Raw genomic sequence first — 16,949 nt, 5'->3', positions numbered from 1 at the left:
TCTCGTGCATCATTGAGACACGAGAACCGTCCCCATGCCTCATTCTTTATAATTTATTAACGGCCATTTCTTCAAAAGTGTTTAGCCTCTTTTCAGATTTGGTTTTGAATGGTAAATTTTTATTATTGAGAAAATATTAAGGGGAATCATAGTTGAGTACGACACATATTATCCTTAGCCTAAGTATAGTGGTATTGGTTATTATTTTATATGCAGGAAGAACTTTTTTCCAAAAAGAAAAACATGTTGTTCCGAAAAAACCGAATCGGCGGACGGCATTCCGGCTTAGCTTGCTGAATCAGGATTGCTGGTTCTATCCCGCTTCTTCGGGGGAACCGGAATACAGAGGGCTGATTCGCGATATCAGCATTACCGGGATGAAACTGCATTCTTTGGTTGATTTAGGTGAAATTGATGAAATAACGGTCGAGTTTGGCTTCTTGCAGGAATCCTTCACGCTGACCGGCCAGATCCGCAGAAGAAAAATTTTGGAAAATGATTTTTATGAATACGGGGTACATTTTCATCCGCTAGATGAAAAAACGGAACAAAAGCTATTTAAGGTCCTCTGGGAGAAAAGTAAAGAGAAAATCGTGATTTAACTGGAAAAGAGCCGCAAAAACGGCTCTTTTTTTCTAAGTATTAACTTCTGATGATTCCATTGGCAATTCCCATCATTTGGTCGGCGAAGGAAATCGACCGGGAATTAAACTGGAAACCTCGCTGTGTTGTCAGCATGTCCGTGATTTCTTTGCTCAAATCAACATTGGATGCTTCAAGATAGCCCTGGCGAATTTGCGCAGCCGGATTTCTCAACACCTCATTTGCTCCACCTGTAAACCGATAGACATTTCCACCTTGTTGGATTAATTGCTGAGGATTCACAAAGTCCACTACCGCTATCTGCTGGTTCGTTGGCGAAATGACGCCATTTTCATTAACTGAAAATGCTGCTCCTTCCGGGATTTCCACCGGGGCGCCATTACGGTCCATAAGGTAGCATCCGTCCGCATTCACCAAGCGGTAAGTGCCATTGCCTGTCGGGCTCTGCTGAAAGGATCCGTTACGGGAATAGAACACCTCGTTCCCTTTCCCCACTTGAAAAAATCCTTTTCCATCGATCATAAAATCCAAAGGGTTGTTGGTGGCTTTGGCCGCACCCTGTTCCAAATTCAACTGCGCCGCTGTGACATGTACCCCAAAGCCTGTGCGGATCCCGTTTGGGGTCAATCTGCCGACTTCGCGATTGGTAGCCTTCTGATTATCGATGGAAATCGCCAAGTTTTCTTCGAAGGATGCCTCTCTTTTCTTGAATCCGGCAGTTTCAGCATTGGCCATATTATTGGCGATCGTATCTAACTTTTTCTGATAGGCATTTAAGCCACTTGTGGCGATATAAAGCGATGTATTCATGAGATTCATCTCCTTTGCTTGTGTGTCCATGAGTGGCAAGGATGAAGGAAGTTTATCTTGATTGCCGCGGCCGGTTTTGGCCTCCACCCCGATGAAGGACATTTTCTTGCTTGCCACGGCCCCGTTTGTCCTTCATAGCCCAGATGAAGGGCATTTCCCTACTTGCCGCGACCAGTTTTGTCCTTCATAACCTCGATGAAGGACATTTCACTGCTTGCCGCGACCAGTTTTGTCCTTCATAACCTCGATGAAGGACATTTTCCCGATTGCCACGACTCGTTTTGTCCTTCATACCTCCGATGAAGGACATTTCCCTACTTGCCGTGACCTGTTTTGGCCTTCATACCTTCGATGAAGGACATTTCCCTACTTGCCGCGGACTGTGTTGGCCTTCATAACCTCGATGAAGGACATTTCCCTGCTTGCCGCAACATGCTATGTCCTTCATCAAACAATCGACAAAACCCCATAAGAAACCAGTGTAAATTATACTCTACCAATCGAATTCAACAGCTCCAGAGATTTGTCATAAGCCTGCAAGACCTTCTGATTAGCTTCGTAAATACGGACGTTTTCCATCATGTTCGTCATTGTCATCGTAGGGTCGACATTCGATTTTTCAATCATCTTATGGCGAAGTTGCACACCGGCCGGCAATTCGTTCAATAACGGCGGCGGGTTTCCGCCTCCCTCCAGCTTGAACAGACCGTTTCCTTCCTTGATCAGGTCATTAGGATTTTGGATCAAAACAAGCCCAATCCGATCCAGAACCGTCCTCCTAGAAAGGTCATCAGGATAAAGAATAACCTCCCCGTCCGCACTAATAGAAACATCGCCGCCAGCCAATTCCGCACTCGTCCGAACTGGATGGCCATTAGGGTTTAGCACCGCATATCCCTCCGTTGTGCGAAGCTGACCCGCCTCATCCACGGTGAACCTACCGTTCCGGGTATAGCGAACCTCACCCGCACCGTTCATGACAGCAAAAAATATCCCAGGCTTTTGTCCATCTTCCATGGCCAAAGCACGGTCATCAATGGCCACATCCAGTGGATTGTCCGTGGTCACAAGGTCCCCCTGCATAAAGCTTGAGATATTTTCCTGCGCATAGACCCCCTGCTGCAACGACCCGATTAAGGAGAAACCTGTCGGATTCGAGACATTCCCAGAGTCATGAATCCGCTCAAGCAGGACCTCTGGGAAGGAGCGCAAAGTCGTATCCACTTTTTTATACCCGGGTGTTTCAATATTGGCTAAGTTATTCGTCAATGCCTCCTGCCTTCTTTGCAAGGCAATCATGCCGGACGCCGCTGTGTCAATCCCTCTAAGCATCGTCATACTCCCTTTTAAAAAAATTTACTGGATTAATAGTTCCGTCGTATAAACGTTCTTAATTTTCCCATCAGAGAACCGCTCGTTAAGCTTGTCTTTGATTTTTCCCTCGAAGGCCGTGATATCCTTAAAATCGTCTTTATTTGATTTAGAAAGAATCTTGATAATGTCGCTTTCGATGATTGGCTTTATTTTTTCTGATTGCTTCAACGTTTTCTTGGAATCCATTTCAATCGAAAACTGAACTTGAATTAAGTTTTCCGAATTAAGGTTGGTGCTGATTTGCTTCGTTTGAATGGTCTGATTAGCAAGCTGGTCAAGCGTCTTATCCTGTGAGCTTACAGGATTATTTTTTTGATATTGATAGTAAAAAAGACCGCTCGCGATGATTAACACAAGAACTACACTTAGCGTTAGGATTTTTTTCATCATTTTCATCCTTTTGGTGTCAAAATTACAGATAGAGGTCGATTAACAAGCCTTTGATTTCCCCTATCTTATCAAGCAATTGAATATTTGCATCCTCTTTTTCTAAAATTTTCTTCGACAGCTCCAACAGATTTCTATCAATCTCTTTAATAATTTTTAGCCTCCTCCCCCTATTCATTGCCGTGAAAGAATCCGTTATTTCTAAAGAGAGGCCATTTTTTACAACTTCCTGCAAAAAGGATTGAATTAATTTTTTATATTTTTGAAGATCAGCGGCCGTTCGTGACTGAACCAATCGCTCCCCTTGCTTTTGAATCCCGTCTAAAAGGGAGCTAAGCTGCTCTTTTACCAAATTGGTTTTTGAATCTGTCAAAATCTGCTGAAATGAGGATGATTCAGCTTGCTTCGTTTCTTTTTGAAAAAACATTTTATCGTTTGTAACACCAAATCCGGGACTGACTTTCAAGAGAATACACCTTCCAAACGCTTAAGTTTGTGATTGTCGATATTTGTAAAACTAAATTACAATAAATTATTAATTTTAGCAATCATTAGAAAAGGAGAAATTTATGACGACATTTATCGGTTTGATTCTGGCTATCGTTTCTATCGGTGTAGGAATGGTATTAAAAGGCGCGTCGTTTGAAGCGTTGGCGAACCCCGCCGCCTTTATAATTATTTTTGGCGGAACAATCTCTGCCTTGTTTGTCGCATTTCCCATGAGTGAAATAAAAAAAATTCCGATGCTGTTGAAAATTGCTTTTGTTGAGCCAAAGCTGCCGAGCCAAGACGAAGTCATCGAGTTGATGGTGGAGTGGTCGATGGTCGCTAGACGCGAAGGCGTACTGGCTTTGGAGGAAATCGCCGAGTCCGTCGAGGATCCTTTTTTAAAAAATGGCCTTGAAATGATTATTGACGGCAGTGACCGGGACCAAATGGAGGAAATCTTGTTCAGCGAGCTAGAAGCAGAGTCCGAACGGCACAAGGCTGGCAGCCTCGTCTTCAGCCAGGCGGGGACGTACGCGCCGACACTAGGCGTTTTGGGTGCTGTGGTTGGTTTAATTGCGGCACTCGGAAATCTCCAGGACATGGACAAACTCGGACACTCGATTGCCGCCGCCTTTATCGCGACGCTGCTAGGGATTTTTTCTGGATATGTCCTCTGGCATCCGATTTCCAATAAACTGAAGCGTATTGCTAAAAAAGAGCAAGACCTGAAACTGATGATGATGGAGGGACTTCTTGCCATCCAGGAAGGGATAACACCTAAATTGATTGAACGAAAGCTGGCTGTTTATTTGCCAACAAAGGCACGTTTGAAACAGGAGGAAATGGTCGTAAAAGAGGTCGAAAGTTTGTAAGGCCGGGAGTAGCGTTATGATTGCGGCCAGCAACGGAAGTGTATGAAAGGAGGAATTAGACAGTGAAGAAGCGGAGACTGCAAGACAGTGATGAGCATATGGACGAAAGCTGGTTAATTCCTTACGCGGACCTTTTGACCCTGCTGCTTGCTTTGTTTATCGTCCTGTTTGCTTCGAGCAGTATCAATTCGGAAAAGCTGCAGCAAATCATGATTTCGATGAATTCGGCTTTGAACGGTAAAGGAAGCAGTTTAATTTTAAAAGAAAATGCCAGTTCGCCTGCGGTGAAGCCGCTTGAAAAAACTGCCGGCGAGGAAAAGAAACAGGAAGAGAATGAAAAATTGCACAGCCTGATGGAGAATATCCAAAGCTATATCGAGGCACGCGGGTTGGAAAAGGTCATCACCGTTCAGGACGAGCCCAAGGGAATCAAGCTTTCCCTAAAGGATGTCATTTTGTTTGAGTCCGGCAGCGCCGAATTGAAGGGAAATTCCCCTGCAATTCTGGGTGGCTTGCTGGATTTGATTAAGGGTGTACAAAACCCTATCAGCATTGAGGGCCACACTGATAATGTCCCGATTACCGGGGGCACATTCAGGTCGAACTGGGAATTGTCGTCTGCCCGCGCTTTGTCCGTTCTTTACTTTTTCGAGCAAATTGGCATCCCGTCCAATAAACTGCAATTTGCTGGCTTTGGTGAGCAAAAGCCGCTGTATCCGAATGACACGGTGGAGCACCGCCAAGCTAACCGAAGGGTAGATATCATGATTCTGAAAGTCCAGGAATAATTTTTTCCCAATATAAAAAACAGGAAAACACTTGCTGGGACAAGTTGTTCATCGTCAAAATAGTAGTAATTCCATAAATCGTACGATAAAGGCAAACCCATTGAAAAATGGCGACGCAAAGCTATAGGGGCTAAGGTCATTGGAAATTCTCCAATAATCATGCTTGCCAGCTTCCGAATACGGCTCCTGCGATTTATGAAAATAAAAAATAGGAGTGATGGGAATGAATACAATGTTATCTAAATTCAAAAAAGAATGGCACCTGTTCAGGGTACGCTACCATGAACTTTTGCTCGAAGATTGTCTTGACCATGAATTGCAATGCAAGCTAGAAAGAAAGATTACCTATCATAAAATGAAATTAAATAGTTGTTATTGATAAAGCATTGAAGTTTTCCTTGAGGCGTTCGGTCATGGAAAATATAGGACTTCGATTTTCTGGCAATATCTGCGATAATGGTAATAGATTTGTGAGAGTTCATTCAAAACACCATCAAGGAAGGAAGCAGCAATGAAACAGTCTATCAGTTCAAAAACAATCAGCCTTTCGCTCACTATTTCCATTATCGCGATATCGTTTTCGGCCATCTTTGTAAAATGGTCCGATGCGCCGGCTTCGATTTTAAGTATGTACCGAATGTTGTTTGCCAGTTTGTTATTAGCCCCGATGGTCTGGGTAAAGCGCCGGGAGCTAAAAAAAATAAGTTCCAAAAATGGTGCCATGCTCTTTTTCTCCGGAGTTTTTCTGGCCCTTCATTTTGCCCTTTGGTTCGGCTCGTTAAAGTTTACAACAGTCGCAAGCTCGACCATCATTCTCGCCCTTCAGCCGCTCATTTCACTTGTTGGCGGATTTTTTCTTTTTAAAGAAAGAACGACCGCTTCCGCGCTGGCCACAATGGGCATTGCGATTGTCGGAGCGATGATGATTGGCTGGGGAGATTTCGGTTTAAGCGCCGATGCCATCCACGGCGATATTCTCTCTTTTTTCAGCGTCATCGCGGTGGTGGGCTATTTATTCATTGGGCAGACGATTGTGAAAAATATGTCCCACTGGATTTACAGCTTTTGCGTGTTTCTCTGTGCCGGGATTGTACTTGTTATTTATAATCTTTGGACCGGTGTGCCATTTACGGGGTATCCGGCAAAGGAATGGGGAATCTTCCTCCTGCTTGCCATTGTGCCAAGCCTTAGCCATGTGATTAATAACTGGCTATTAAACTATGTAAACGCCACAACCATTTCAATGAGTATTCTCGGCGAACCGGTCGGCAGTACGATTTTGGCTATCTTTATACTAGGCGAACGGCTTTCCGGATGGCAAATATTCGGCGGACTACTTGTCCTTCTCGGCGTCTTCCTCTTCATGAGCAAAAAACAAAAAGCCGCCCCGCCAATGCAGAAAGCAGCTGTTTGATGCATGGGGACGGTTCTTATGCCTCAGATGCATGGGGACGGTTCTTATGCCTCAAAATTTTGATGCATGAGACCCGTCCCCATGCTTTTTTTTAAGAAAAATACATCCGAACGCCAATAAATATTAATAGTACAGACAGCATTTGAATGATTACCTTGCCTGGGATTTTTTGAGAAAGCAGTACACCAATTTGTGAGCCCACGATGACACCGATGCCGCCAAAGATTACAGACGTCCAATCGACATGACCGTAGAATAGCTGCGCAATCACACCAATCGTTGAATATAGACAGAGTGAAAAAATGGATGTCGCAGCGGCATTGTGTGCAGGTACTTTAAATACATAAATCAAGATGGGTACGAGAAGCCAGCCGCCGCCAATTCCTAGGTAACTGGATAAAATGCCGATGACTAAACCGAGCGGGATCAGCCATTTTTCGAACAAACGGCCATCTTCTTTATCTACCTCCCCATTTCCGCTAGAATCACCTGGCGCTATGTATGCATCCCCATCAGAAGGCTGATGTCTTTTTAATTTTTCCGGGAGATTTTTGGTAAATAAAAAGATACCCAATCCAACCAACAGGGTAGCAAATATCACATAGAAATAACTAGATGAATAAAGTTGGAGCAGCCAGACCCCAAGAAAGGAACCAGGCAAGGCACCAATAGCGAGCGTAAGCCCCGTTCGATATTGAATCTTCTCTTGCTTGGCGTAACCAACCACACCAGACAAAGAATTAATTAACACGATTATAAGTCCTGAACCCGCAGCGATCGCAGGCTCCATTTTAAATAACAGCAGCAGTGCCGGCACGAAAATAAATCCGCCCCCGGCACCGACAATCGTTCCATAACCTCCAGCCAGGATCCCAATCAGTAAAAGCAAGAAGCCAGTTGTTAGATCCATTTTCATTCCCCCAATTAGGAAAGTTACACCATTTGAACAAACTTTTCACAGCATTTTTTGAATTTCTTCCCGCTGCCGCACAGGCAGAAGTCATTTCGCTCGGGCTTTGGACGGCCGGCTTTAAGATGATTTCGAAGCCACTGTAGTTTGATATTCTCAGCCAATCTTTCCATTCGTTCATGCCCATGCTTATAGACTTTCATATAGCTTTCACAGAAATAATCTGGATTCACCGTCTCATCGGCTTGGCTCCAAGCACGATTTCTTGGACAGCCGCCATGGCATAGCTTTAAGAACTCACAGCTTTTGCATTTATCGGGCAAAGCAGGCTTCAATCCAAGAAAATCATCATATTTCGGACTATTTAGGATATCCTCTAGCGAATCCCTGCCAACATTCCCAAGCTTATAATCATCATTAATATAAAAATCGCACGGATAGGCGTCGCCATTTTGTTCTAGAATCATCGTTTTCGGGCACGTCTGACGGTGGATACATAATTCCGCCTCCTGATGCAAATAGGCACTCAATATGTTATCAAAGAAGCGGACGGACCTGTTCGGGTTGCCGTCGTTATACCAGATGTCGAATGCCTCACATAAAAACTGACCGTATTGTTTCGGAGTAACCAAATATTGCCCCGGTTTATTCGGCTCCTGCGCCCGAAAATCCATACACGGGATAAACTGCACATGGTTAAAGCCCTCTTGCTGATAGAATTCCATCAGCTCTTTCGCTTTCCCCACATTGTCTTGATGAATGACCGTCAGGATATTAAAATCGACCTGATTATTCCGTAAATGGTCAATTCCCCGCATGACCCGGTCAAAGCTTCCCTTCCCGTGGCCAGTCACCCTTCTCGCATCATTGATTTCATTTGGGCCATCAAGACTGACACCGATGAGGAAATTGTACTGTTTAAAAAATCTTGCCCATTCCTCGGTAATCAGCGTCGCATTTGTTTGCAGTGAGTTGCTGATGATGGTATTCTTCGGGGCGTATTTTGCCTGTAAAAAAACAACCTGTTTAAAAAAATCCAAGCCGGCTAACAGGGGTTCCCCTCCCTGCCAGGCAAAGGAGGCGACCCCGTTGGTTAGCGCCATATATTCCTTGATGAATTTTTCAAGGATGGCTGGATCGATCTTGTCAATTTTCCCAGGCTGGCCGCCGCAGCTACTATAATAGCAATAATCACAAGCCAGATTGCACGCCTCGGAAACGGTTTTCCACATGACACCGATATGGCTATGTTGCTGGGAAGTTAAACAGGATTGTACCATTATATTAATCTCCTTCATGTGTGAATGTATGGTCTAGTCCCTATGCATGTGAAATTCTTGGCATCGGCATCTGCTCTTTATGCAGTTCTGCCCAGGCATATTTTAATAGAAGCTCTTTTTTCAAATCTTGATAGTCAGGATGGTCCCATAAATTGTTTAATTCCTTTGGGTCCTCCTGCAGGTCAAACATTTCTCCATAGGTTTGCCGATAGTAGATCGTTATTTTATATCGTTCATCCACGTATGTTTTTTGATGAATGGTCGTTGGTTCATGGCGGAATTCGCACAGAATATGATCTCTTGCGTTTTCCTGGCTGCCAAACCAGACATCCTTTTGGTTTTCACCGGACATAATTGGCGGAATAGGAAGACCGGCTAATGATAAAAAGGTCGGCGCCAAATCAACCAGCGATTGCAGGGCTTGAGATTCTTTTTGTGCTGGCACTTGCCCCGGATAGCGGACAATAAACGGCAGCTTGATTAAATCTTCATAATGGAACCCGCCTTTATACTGCAGCCCATGCTGACCAAAGAAATGGCCATGATCTGTTGTAAAAACAACGATGGTTTGATCGGCAATTCCCATTTCATCAAGCATATCTAGAATCTTACCAATATACTTATCCATGAAACTAACCATGCCATAATAGTTCGCCACTAATTTTCTCCGGTCGTCTTCCGGCAATAAATGGGAGTGGTAGCCGTGAATGCCAAAGCCTGTTTGCGACAGGTAGGAAAAATCGGGATTCTCCTCCTGAGTCTTTTGAAAATGCGGCGGATTCTTCTCATGTTCTCCCAGGTGCAATTCCGGAATCGTCAGCTGATCAGGGTCATACATCGAAGCCCATGGTTCAGGAACTAAATAAGGTGGATGCGGGTCGGGAAAGCTCGCCCAAAGAAAGAAATTGTCGCCCTGCTGCTGATAGGTTTCCAGAAGCTCATTCGTTTTCTCTGCAATGAATGTATTATAGTGATATTCTTCGGGAATCCCCCACTGATAGGTGATGGACGGGTCCATCGTCCCGGTTGGCGGCATATAATACTGCTTCCAGTCATGATAGCCCTTCTCTTCAAGCCAGGCGACATAATGCTGGCCTACTAAGTATTCATTTGTGTGATTGCGAAGCAGTTCGATTTTTTCAAAACCATAGAATGGTTGATTGTAAGATTTCCAGAATTCAATGTCCTGAAGGAGCGGCAGCGATTCCAAGGATGGGTATTCATCCGTTGTGCGTGTCGGCTGAAAATGGGCTTTTCCAACGAGTGCGGTCCGATAGCCATTTTCAACAAAAACATCGCCGACTGTTAGATGATCCTCGCTTAGTTTCGTCCCCAATGTCCAGGCTCCGTGCTGGCTTGGATAGGTGCCGGTAATAATCGAGGACCTTGCTGGAGTGCAGGTAGGGTTTGGACAATAGGCTCGTTGAAACGTTGTCCCTTCCTTTGCCAGCCGGTCGAGGTTGGGGGTTGAAATTTCCGGATTAAAGGCACCGATTGTATCATAGTGCTGCTGGTCGCTGGTGATTAGTAAAATGTTTGGCTTTTTCATGACGTGTGCTCCTCTATTGTTTTGAAAAACTATTACTCTATTAAGGGATATGGTGGTCCAAGGACATTTTTGATGCTTTTAGGTGCTGGATTGTCCTTAGGATGCCGGGCTAGGGACATTTTGAGCTCCTTTTTAGGGCGTATTGTCCGTAGAGGCCCACTCTACGGACAGTTTTGCCCCTTTTTGCGGCTGTTTTGTCCGTAGAACCACTAACCTCGGACAATTCTACCTCTTTTCGCTGCTGTTTTGTCCGAAGCACCACTAACTTCGGACAGTTCCTCCTAATTTTCCCGCCGTGTTGTCCGAAGAACAAACATTACTCTTTAATCTTGAACTTAATTTCAAAGCTTTTCCCATTAGAATTCTTGGAGTCAATATGAATCAAAGCTTTTTTACTTGATACAGTGGCTTTCACACCCTTGCTGGCCTCTACAACTACCGGCCTCGATAGGTCAACTTCGAGCTTCATTTTTTCCAAGCTGAGCGTCGGGTCGGAGACCGCAACGGTTACCGTATCGCCATCCTTCTTTACAAGAATCGATGCTGGATTATAGGAGGTTACATTGCTAACCGTTCTCTTTTTATCACCAAAAAAGTTAAATCCTTTAATTCCAAGCTTCGTTTGTTCTACAGCATGGACATCCTCGGTGTTAGCTAAAATTTTCACACCTGGATTACTCGCATACTGTTCTGTTTCGTTTTCATCAAAGTTCGGTAAAATCACATAAGCGTATTTAGCATTTTGCGGATTTTCTCCGTGATCCATTCCTAATGTAAAGAAGTTCTTAGTAATCTTAGTATCCGGATTGCTGGTACGAATTTTTCTAAGGCTTTCCGTTACCGTGTTTGTTGAAACCTGGATTTTGGAAAGCTCAGGGAAGTAATAACCTACCTTTGTTCCTTCAGCATTCGTATTGAAATGAATCCATTTTAAATCATATTGACCATTAGCTGGATTCTCTAATTTTTGATTTTCATAGGTTCCCCCAGCTACTGAACTCGTTTCGTTTTTATCGAACATCCGGTTATCGATGGTGGAAATAACCTCTCTCCCCAGCTGATCCTGAATGCCAGAACCTAACAAGACGATTTCATCATCAAACATAAAGGCTGATTTATTGGCATTGGCATTTTTATAAACGACAAAATCTTCCGGAAGCAGCCCTGCTTGTTTATCCCGATAGCCAATCTCATCACCAAGCTGAATACCGGATACTCCATATTTCCCAAGCTTAACTCCTCCAGAGTAATGATTTGTTCCTACTGGAAAATAAACATAATCATTTTGCGATACAGAGGATGCATAGAAATTTAATGGATGATTCGTATTTTCATAGAAAAGCTTTCCATCATACAGCTCGGGAATGGTTTTTCTCTCCTCTACAGGCACAGTGGTCCCTGGAAGCTTATAAGGATCAATGGCTGCCAAATAATCAGCCCCAAATGACTTCGTCTGATCCCTTCCTGATAAATATAAGTAATACGCGCCATCACCTTGGAACCATGGCATTAAATTTTCGCCGCTCATATACTCATACTTGCTGATTCGGTCGGAGCTTCTTGAAAAAGCAAACGCATAGGAATCCCGCAAATGGACCGTTTTATCCATTAAATTAAACGCATAATGATTTTCTTCCGCAATCGCGTTTTTAGCCTCAATTTGGCTATCTGCCATGATGTTGTTAAAGGTAATAATGGCATTATAGGAGGTGAAAGAGTTTGGATTAATCCCTCCTTTGGACGTTTGCGCAATATATTTGATGTAGGATTTTAAACGCTTACTGTCTTCCTCATTTAATTTGTTCGATAAATCTAGCATTGCCTCCACGATGCTTGTTACATCCTGATACCCTGTCCCCGTTCTTGAAACTGCTCGACCTTTGACAATTTCCATCATATACCCTTCAAAGATAACGGGAGAAAACCCTTGATATAACCAATTCTGAACGGTTGGAACCAATATTTCTTCCGGATTGTAAGAACTGCCGTTTAAAATATTCATGGTTTGCATAATCCGATTTAAGAGAACTTTTCCATAAGAACCGGTATAAGCAACTCGGTGGTGCTGGATAAATGAGCCGTCCTCATAAAATCCATCCGTATTTCCATTCACAATATGATTAGGGTCGATCGTTTGAAAGACAGTCAGGATATTGGCTACTGCCTTTGAAACCCGCTGCCCATCTCCAGTAAGTGCCCCTTGGATGATTCGGTTGGTGGCGATATCGGCAAGGTTGGCGCCTGTGTGTTGACGGGCGGTTAAGTCAATATCCCCGTCCTTTCCATTTCTTAAATAAAGGTCCATGGACTTAACATAGTTATCGATTAATTCCGGTTTAGAAGCTCTAATCTCATCCTCTAACAAAAGCAGGATTTTCGTAACATTGATCGGGGCGCCTATTTCCCATTCATACCAGTTCCCGTAGTAACCCTTTTCCTGGTCGGCGAAGTGATTGGCATACAGCCAATCCAACCCATCAATGACCTTATTAATCAATTCCTTATTTTCGTAAAAATTATTCCCGGCTTGGCTAGGGTCTTTATAGGTCTTGGCAGCCAGCGCCATTTGGTATAAATATAAATAGGAGTTGCTTAAATTTTTGGGATCTTCTCCAAGAACGACGCCTTTGAACAGACCTTGTGCCCTTCCCTCTATTTGAAGGAAATCCCCGAGTCTAGTATTGGCTGTATTGTGGACAGAATTGATTTTACTGACTAGTGATGGGTTCGTATTCAAACTTTCATTGCCAACCAGATACTCTTTAAAGTTTACCTTTAATTGATTAAGGCCGTTTACAGTCTCTCCTGGGTTTGTCTCGGTGACAGCAGATGCCGACGTTTCAGAAGCCTGAACGGAGTTGTTGGAATCTATCGCCGGAACTGTTAAAAAGGTCGTTAATGTCACGGATGTTGCTAAAATTTTCTTTAGATTTTTCCCCATAAATACACCATCCTAAAAAAAAAATTTTTTGAGACACAGATTTTAATAACCCAAGTGGAAGGTAGAGTTTTACCTCGCCAGCCAGCCGCCATCGACCGCCAAAACATGCCCATTCATATAATCAGAGGCCTTGCTGGCCAAAAAGACAACCGTGCCCATCAGGTCGGACGGGTCTGCCCAGCGCGCTGCCGGAATGCGTGACAGGATTTCAGCGTTTCGCTTTTCATCTGTACGAATTGGGGCAGTATTATCTGTCGCAATATAGCCTGGTGCAATCGCATTGATTTGGATATTATGTTCGGCCAATTCATTGGCAAAGGCCTTTGTCAGTCCCGCAACTGCATGTTTACTGGCAGTATAAGGAGGGACAAACTTGCCTCCTTGGAAAGAAAGCATCGAGGCAATATTGATGATTTTTCCCCTCTTCTGCTCTACCATTACTTTGGCTGCCTCCTGGCTTAACAGGTACAACGAATTCAAATTGACCTCCATGACGGTATCCCAATCCTCTTCCTTGTACTCAACCAGCGGTGAACGAAGGATGGTGCCGGCATTGTTGACCAAAATATCCACTTTCCCATATACCTTCAGACACTCAGGCACGACTTGCTTGACCGCTTCCCGGTCACTTAAATCCGCTTGAAAAAATTCAGCTCTTCGGCCCGTTTCTTCAATTAAGGCTCGAGTTTCCTCACAATCTCCGCTTCTTGCAACAACCAAAAGATCGGCACCGGCCTTGGCAAGCGCAACAGCATATGCCTGCCCCAAACCTTTATTGGCCCCTGTAACAATTGCTACTTTCCCAGCAAGACTAAAGTAATCCAGTGAAAATGATGTAAGAGTCATTCTACTTACCTCCAAAATGATATTTTTCTAGAATGTAACGCCTAAGCCCCGCAAAGCTAGCGCGCTTGTCGGGGCTCATGAAGCATCTTCTGTGTTTTAATTAGCGCAAATCTTCCATTTTTACATGGTCCATGTCGCTATACGTGATGTTTTCGCCGCACATGCCCCAAATAAAGGTATAATTGCTTGTTGCTGTACCTGTATGGATGGACCAGCTTGGCGAGATTGTCGCCTGTTCGTTTTTCATGACTATGTGTCTTGTTTCATCCGGTTTCCCCATGAAATGGAAAACGCGGGTTTCCGGTTCCATATCAAAGTATAAATAGACTTCCATGCGGCGCTCATGGGTATGGCATGGCATTGTATTCCACACGCTTCCCGGCGCAAGCATCGTCAGTCCCATTTGCAGCTGGCAGCTCTGACAAACGTTAGGGTGCACATATTGATAGATTTTCCGCTCGTTTAACGTTTCTGGAGCTCCCATTTGGAGCGGGTCAATTTTGTTGATATCAATTTTTACAGTCGGATACGTGTGATGAGCCGGTGCAGAGTTTATATAAAACTTCGCCGGATTGGCCGCATCCTTGGAGCGGAATAACACTTCCTTAGTACCTTTTCCGACATAAAGTCCGTCACGCTGCTCCATTTCGTATTCTGTGCCGTCAAGGACAACGGAGCCTTCGCCGCCGATATTGATGATTCCAAGCTCACGGCGCTCTAAGAAATACTCGACTCCCAATTCTTTGTCCAGCTTAATTGTTAATTCCTGATCAGCAGGAGTAACTCCGCCAAAAATCATCCGGTCCACATGGGTATAGGTTAAATGGACCTGACCTGGTTCAAATAATGTTTCGACAAGGAATTCTCTTCTTAATTCCTCGGTTGTGTATTTTTTCATATCCTCCGGATGGTGTGCATAACGTGTTTCCATGATTCTTATCTCCTTTTTTTGTGATTTTTTAAGATGGTTACTTCAATTCGCCGATAGGGTGTAAAATTACAACCTCCCAGCCAAAGAATCTTACCGTTTAATTGCGCCCGATTCCGCGGCGGCAAACTGAAGCACTTCTTCCCAAGAAAACGGACTACAGTCCCCCTCAACAGTGTGCTTTAATGCAGAGGCAGCTGTTCCGAAAGAAATGATCTGCTGTGCAGGCAGTCCTTCCAAAATGCCCGCCAAAATTCCTGCTGCAAACGAATCACCCCCTCCAACACGGTCAATAATCGGCTCAATCCGATGCACTTTCGATTGAAACAGCTCCCCATTAACAAACAAGTTTCCTTGCAATCGATTGCTTGATGCGGAAATCACAGTGCGGAAGGTGGAACACAAATATTCAAGATTGGGATAAAGCTCGTGTATCCTCTGATAATATATTTTTAGTCTTTCCTCGGCTGGCAGCTCCGGGTCAACCGGGGGAAGCCCAAGCAAATGCACAGCGTCCAATTCGCCACAGAAACAAATGTCGATATACGGCATCAGCTGTTTAAATGCTTCAGCTGCCTCCCGCTGCGACCACAGCTTAGAACGATAGTTAAAATCAAAACTGACTTTAATCCCCATTTCCTTTGCTTTTTGAAAAATACTCAAGACAAGCTGGCGTAAAGAGGCAGACAGGGCGAGGGTAATTCCCGTAACATGGAGTAAGGAGGCTCCAGCCAGGATCCTCTCAATCTCTACCTCTTCGCCTTCAAGCCCCGAAAAACTCGAGTACTTTCGGTCATAGGTCACCTGTGCACTTCGCTCGCCTGCCCCGGTTTCGATATAGTAGGCTCCCAGCCGTTCTCCGCCTTCTATGAGGTAATCGGTTTGGACTCCATGGGATTTCAGATGCCGTTCAACTGCTACGCCTAACGGGTTGGAAGGAATCTTGGTTACAAAATAGGCGTGATAACCAAAATGGGCCAAGGAAACAGCCACATTTGCCTCTGCTCCACCGTAATGCACGTTTAGTTGGTCTGCCTGCTTTAAAAGAACTCCCTCCCGTGTCGATAAACGAAGCATGATTTCTCCCAATGTAACAACCTTCTTCATCCTAATCCCCCGCGTGCTCGCTGGACTCTCACTACATATTGACTGGCAATCTCCGTAATTTTTTCATAATCTCCCGTTTTTGCCGGTGCAATCAGATTCCCTCCTACACCAACAGCGGCACAGCCATTTTGAATCCATTGTTCTACATTATTGAGATTGACTCCGCCGGTCGGCATGATATTCACCTGTGGCAGCGGAGCTTTGACAGCTTTCACAAAGCCCGGCCCCAACGTATCACCCGGGAATAATTTAATCAGGTCCACTCCATGCTCCAGCGCATTCTTTATTTCAGTAATCGTCATACAGCCCGGCATATAAGGAACTTGATATAAATGACAAAGCTTAGCGGTCTGTTCATCAAAGCAAGGACTGACGACAAATTTGGCGCCCGCCATAATCGCGATTCTCGCAGTAACCTCATCCAATACCGTCCCTGCCCCGATGATCACCTCCGGGCGCTCCGAAAAATAAGAAGCCAATTCCTTAATGACCACCTCGGCATCCTTGATGGTAAAGGTAATTTCAATAACGTTTATTCCGCCTGCCACACAGGCCTCAGAAATGGCAATCGCTTCTTCTTTGCTGTCTGCTCTAATAACAGCGACGACACCAGACTCCATCACGCCGCTTAAAACCTTATACTTTTTCATG

At 44.4% G+C, this 16,949-nt stretch carries 16 protein-coding genes and 1 riboswitch; of the genes, 4 read left to right on the top strand and 12 right to left on the bottom strand.

The features are described 5' to 3' along the window. Positions 1-152: 152 nt before the first annotated feature. Positions 153-602 carry a PilZ domain-containing protein gene (locus KHA99_RS11255; RefSeq protein ID WP_213117540.1) on the top strand — a complete coding sequence of 150 codons (450 nt, stop codon included), beginning with the start codon at positions 153-155 and terminating at the stop codon, positions 600-602. A 40-nt stretch (positions 603-642) separates the two neighbouring features. Here the strand turns inward: KHA99_RS11255 and KHA99_RS11250 are convergent, their stop codons facing one another. The 4 genes from KHA99_RS11250 to KHA99_RS11235 form a co-directional block, all read right to left on the bottom strand. Further along, complete coding sequence (locus KHA99_RS11250; RefSeq protein WP_213117539.1) at positions 643-1,530, bottom strand: flagellar hook-basal body protein; 888 nt, start codon at positions 1,528-1,530, stop codon at positions 643-645. Positions 1,531-1,899: 369 nt separating this feature from the next. Next, positions 1,900-2,745, bottom strand: coding sequence for a flagellar hook-basal body protein (locus tag KHA99_RS11245; protein WP_213117538.1), 846 nt, complete (start codon positions 2,743-2,745; stop codon positions 1,900-1,902). 24 nt (positions 2,746-2,769) lie between these two features. Next, positions 2,770-3,174: a flagellar basal body-associated FliL family protein gene (locus KHA99_RS11240; protein WP_213117537.1), complete on the bottom strand. Its 405-nt coding sequence runs from the start codon at positions 3,172-3,174 to the stop codon at positions 2,770-2,772. A gap of 25 nt (positions 3,175-3,199) precedes the next feature. Continuing rightward, positions 3,200-3,640, bottom strand: coding sequence for a YaaR family protein (locus KHA99_RS11235; RefSeq protein ID WP_213117536.1), 441 nt, complete (start codon positions 3,638-3,640; stop codon positions 3,200-3,202). A 103-nt stretch (positions 3,641-3,743) separates the two neighbouring features. Here KHA99_RS11235 and motA point away from each other — a divergent pair, with 103 nt between their 5' ends. From motA to KHA99_RS11220, 3 genes are all read left to right on the top strand, one after another. Beyond that, the gene (motA, locus tag KHA99_RS11230) at positions 3,744-4,535 is read left to right on the top strand and encodes a flagellar motor stator protein MotA (protein WP_213117535.1); all 792 of its coding nucleotides are present in this window, start codon (positions 3,744-3,746) and stop codon (positions 4,533-4,535) included. 62 nt (positions 4,536-4,597) lie between these two features. Next, on the top strand, positions 4,598-5,323 hold the full coding sequence (locus KHA99_RS11225) for an OmpA/MotB family protein (protein WP_213117534.1): 726 nt from the start codon (positions 4,598-4,600) through the stop codon (positions 5,321-5,323). An 80-nt stretch (positions 5,324-5,403) separates the two neighbouring features. Beyond that, positions 5,404-5,501, top strand: a riboswitch (cyclic di-GMP riboswitch). A 333-nt stretch (positions 5,502-5,834) separates the two neighbouring features. After that, a complete protein-coding gene (locus KHA99_RS11220) occupies positions 5,835-6,737 on the top strand; it encodes a DMT family transporter (protein WP_213117533.1) in 903 nt (300 codons plus the stop codon). A 91-nt stretch (positions 6,738-6,828) separates the two neighbouring features. Here KHA99_RS11220 and KHA99_RS11215 read toward each other — a convergent pair whose 3' ends face one another. The 8 genes from KHA99_RS11215 to KHA99_RS11180 all read right to left on the bottom strand — a co-directional run bounded on the left by KHA99_RS11215 (position 6,829) and on the right by KHA99_RS11180 (position 16,948). Then, positions 6,829-7,647 (bottom strand): sulfite exporter TauE/SafE family protein, encoded by an 819-nt coding sequence (locus tag KHA99_RS11215; RefSeq protein WP_213117532.1) that lies wholly within the window; start codon positions 7,645-7,647, stop codon positions 6,829-6,831. A gap of 23 nt (positions 7,648-7,670) precedes the next feature. Continuing rightward, positions 7,671-8,927, bottom strand: coding sequence for an anaerobic sulfatase maturase (locus KHA99_RS11210; RefSeq protein WP_213117531.1), 1,257 nt, complete (start codon positions 8,925-8,927; stop codon positions 7,671-7,673). Between the two features lie 40 nt (positions 8,928-8,967). Next, positions 8,968-10,476, bottom strand: coding sequence for a sulfatase family protein (locus tag KHA99_RS11205; protein ID WP_213117530.1), 1,509 nt, complete (start codon positions 10,474-10,476; stop codon positions 8,968-8,970). Positions 10,477-10,792: 316 nt separating this feature from the next. Further along, a complete protein-coding gene (locus tag KHA99_RS11200; protein WP_213117529.1) occupies positions 10,793-13,417 on the bottom strand; it encodes a polysaccharide lyase 8 family protein in 2,625 nt (874 codons plus the stop codon). Between the two features lie 69 nt (positions 13,418-13,486). Then, positions 13,487-14,263: a 2-dehydro-3-deoxy-D-gluconate 5-dehydrogenase KduD gene (kduD, locus tag KHA99_RS11195; RefSeq protein ID WP_213117528.1), complete on the bottom strand. Its 777-nt coding sequence runs from the start codon at positions 14,261-14,263 to the stop codon at positions 13,487-13,489. A gap of 100 nt (positions 14,264-14,363) precedes the next feature. After that, on the bottom strand, positions 14,364-15,194 hold the full coding sequence (kduI, locus tag KHA99_RS11190; RefSeq protein WP_213117527.1) for a 5-dehydro-4-deoxy-D-glucuronate isomerase: 831 nt from the start codon (positions 15,192-15,194) through the stop codon (positions 14,364-14,366). Positions 15,195-15,284: 90 nt separating this feature from the next. Next, positions 15,285-16,298 carry a sugar kinase gene (locus tag KHA99_RS11185; protein ID WP_213117526.1) on the bottom strand — a complete coding sequence of 338 codons (1,014 nt, stop codon included), beginning with the start codon at positions 16,296-16,298 and terminating at the stop codon, positions 15,285-15,287. Then, positions 16,295-16,948: a bifunctional 4-hydroxy-2-oxoglutarate aldolase/2-dehydro-3-deoxy-phosphogluconate aldolase gene (locus tag KHA99_RS11180; RefSeq protein ID WP_213117525.1), complete on the bottom strand. Its 654-nt coding sequence runs from the start codon at positions 16,946-16,948 to the stop codon at positions 16,295-16,297. Before KHA99_RS11180 ends, KHA99_RS11185 begins: the two co-directional genes overlap by 4 nt. Position 16,949 lies beyond the last annotated feature (1 nt).

This window comes from Neobacillus rhizophilus, assembly GCF_018343535.1.
Lineage (GTDB): Bacteria > Bacillota > Bacilli > Bacillales > Cytobacillaceae > Neobacillus > Neobacillus rhizophilus.
The sequence above is the reverse complement of the archived record's forward strand: the minus strand, read 5'-3'. Positions and strand labels throughout refer to the sequence as shown.

Coding starts and splice junctions, on each gene's coding strand:
- motA (WP_213117535.1), top strand. CDS start 3,744: ATGACGACATTTATCGGTTTGATTCTGGCTATCGTTTCTATCGGTGTA.
- kduI (WP_213117527.1), bottom strand. CDS start 15,194: ATGGAAACACGTTATGCACACCATCCGGAGGATATGAAAAAATACACA.
- kduD (WP_213117528.1), bottom strand. CDS start 14,263: ATGACTCTTACATCATTTTCACTGGATTACTTTAGTCTTGCTGGGAAA.
- KHA99_RS11200 (WP_213117529.1), bottom strand. CDS start 13,417: ATGGGGAAAAATCTAAAGAAAATTTTAGCAACATCCGTGACATTAACG.
- KHA99_RS11220 (WP_213117533.1), top strand. CDS start 5,835: ATGAAACAGTCTATCAGTTCAAAAACAATCAGCCTTTCGCTCACTATT.
- KHA99_RS11215 (WP_213117532.1), bottom strand. CDS start 7,647: ATGGATCTAACAACTGGCTTCTTGCTTTTACTGATTGGGATCCTGGCT.
- KHA99_RS11205 (WP_213117530.1), bottom strand. CDS start 10,476: ATGAAAAAGCCAAACATTTTACTAATCACCAGCGACCAGCAGCACTAT.
- KHA99_RS11245 (WP_213117538.1), bottom strand. CDS start 2,745: ATGCTTAGAGGGATTGACACAGCGGCGTCCGGCATGATTGCCTTGCAA.
- KHA99_RS11210 (WP_213117531.1), bottom strand. CDS start 8,927: ATGGTACAATCCTGTTTAACTTCCCAGCAACATAGCCATATCGGTGTC.
- KHA99_RS11180 (WP_213117525.1), bottom strand. CDS start 16,948: ATGAAAAAGTATAAGGTTTTAAGCGGCGTGATGGAGTCTGGTGTCGTC.
- KHA99_RS11185 (WP_213117526.1), bottom strand. CDS start 16,298: ATGAAGAAGGTTGTTACATTGGGAGAAATCATGCTTCGTTTATCGACA.
- KHA99_RS11240 (WP_213117537.1), bottom strand. CDS start 3,174: ATGAAAAAAATCCTAACGCTAAGTGTAGTTCTTGTGTTAATCATCGCG.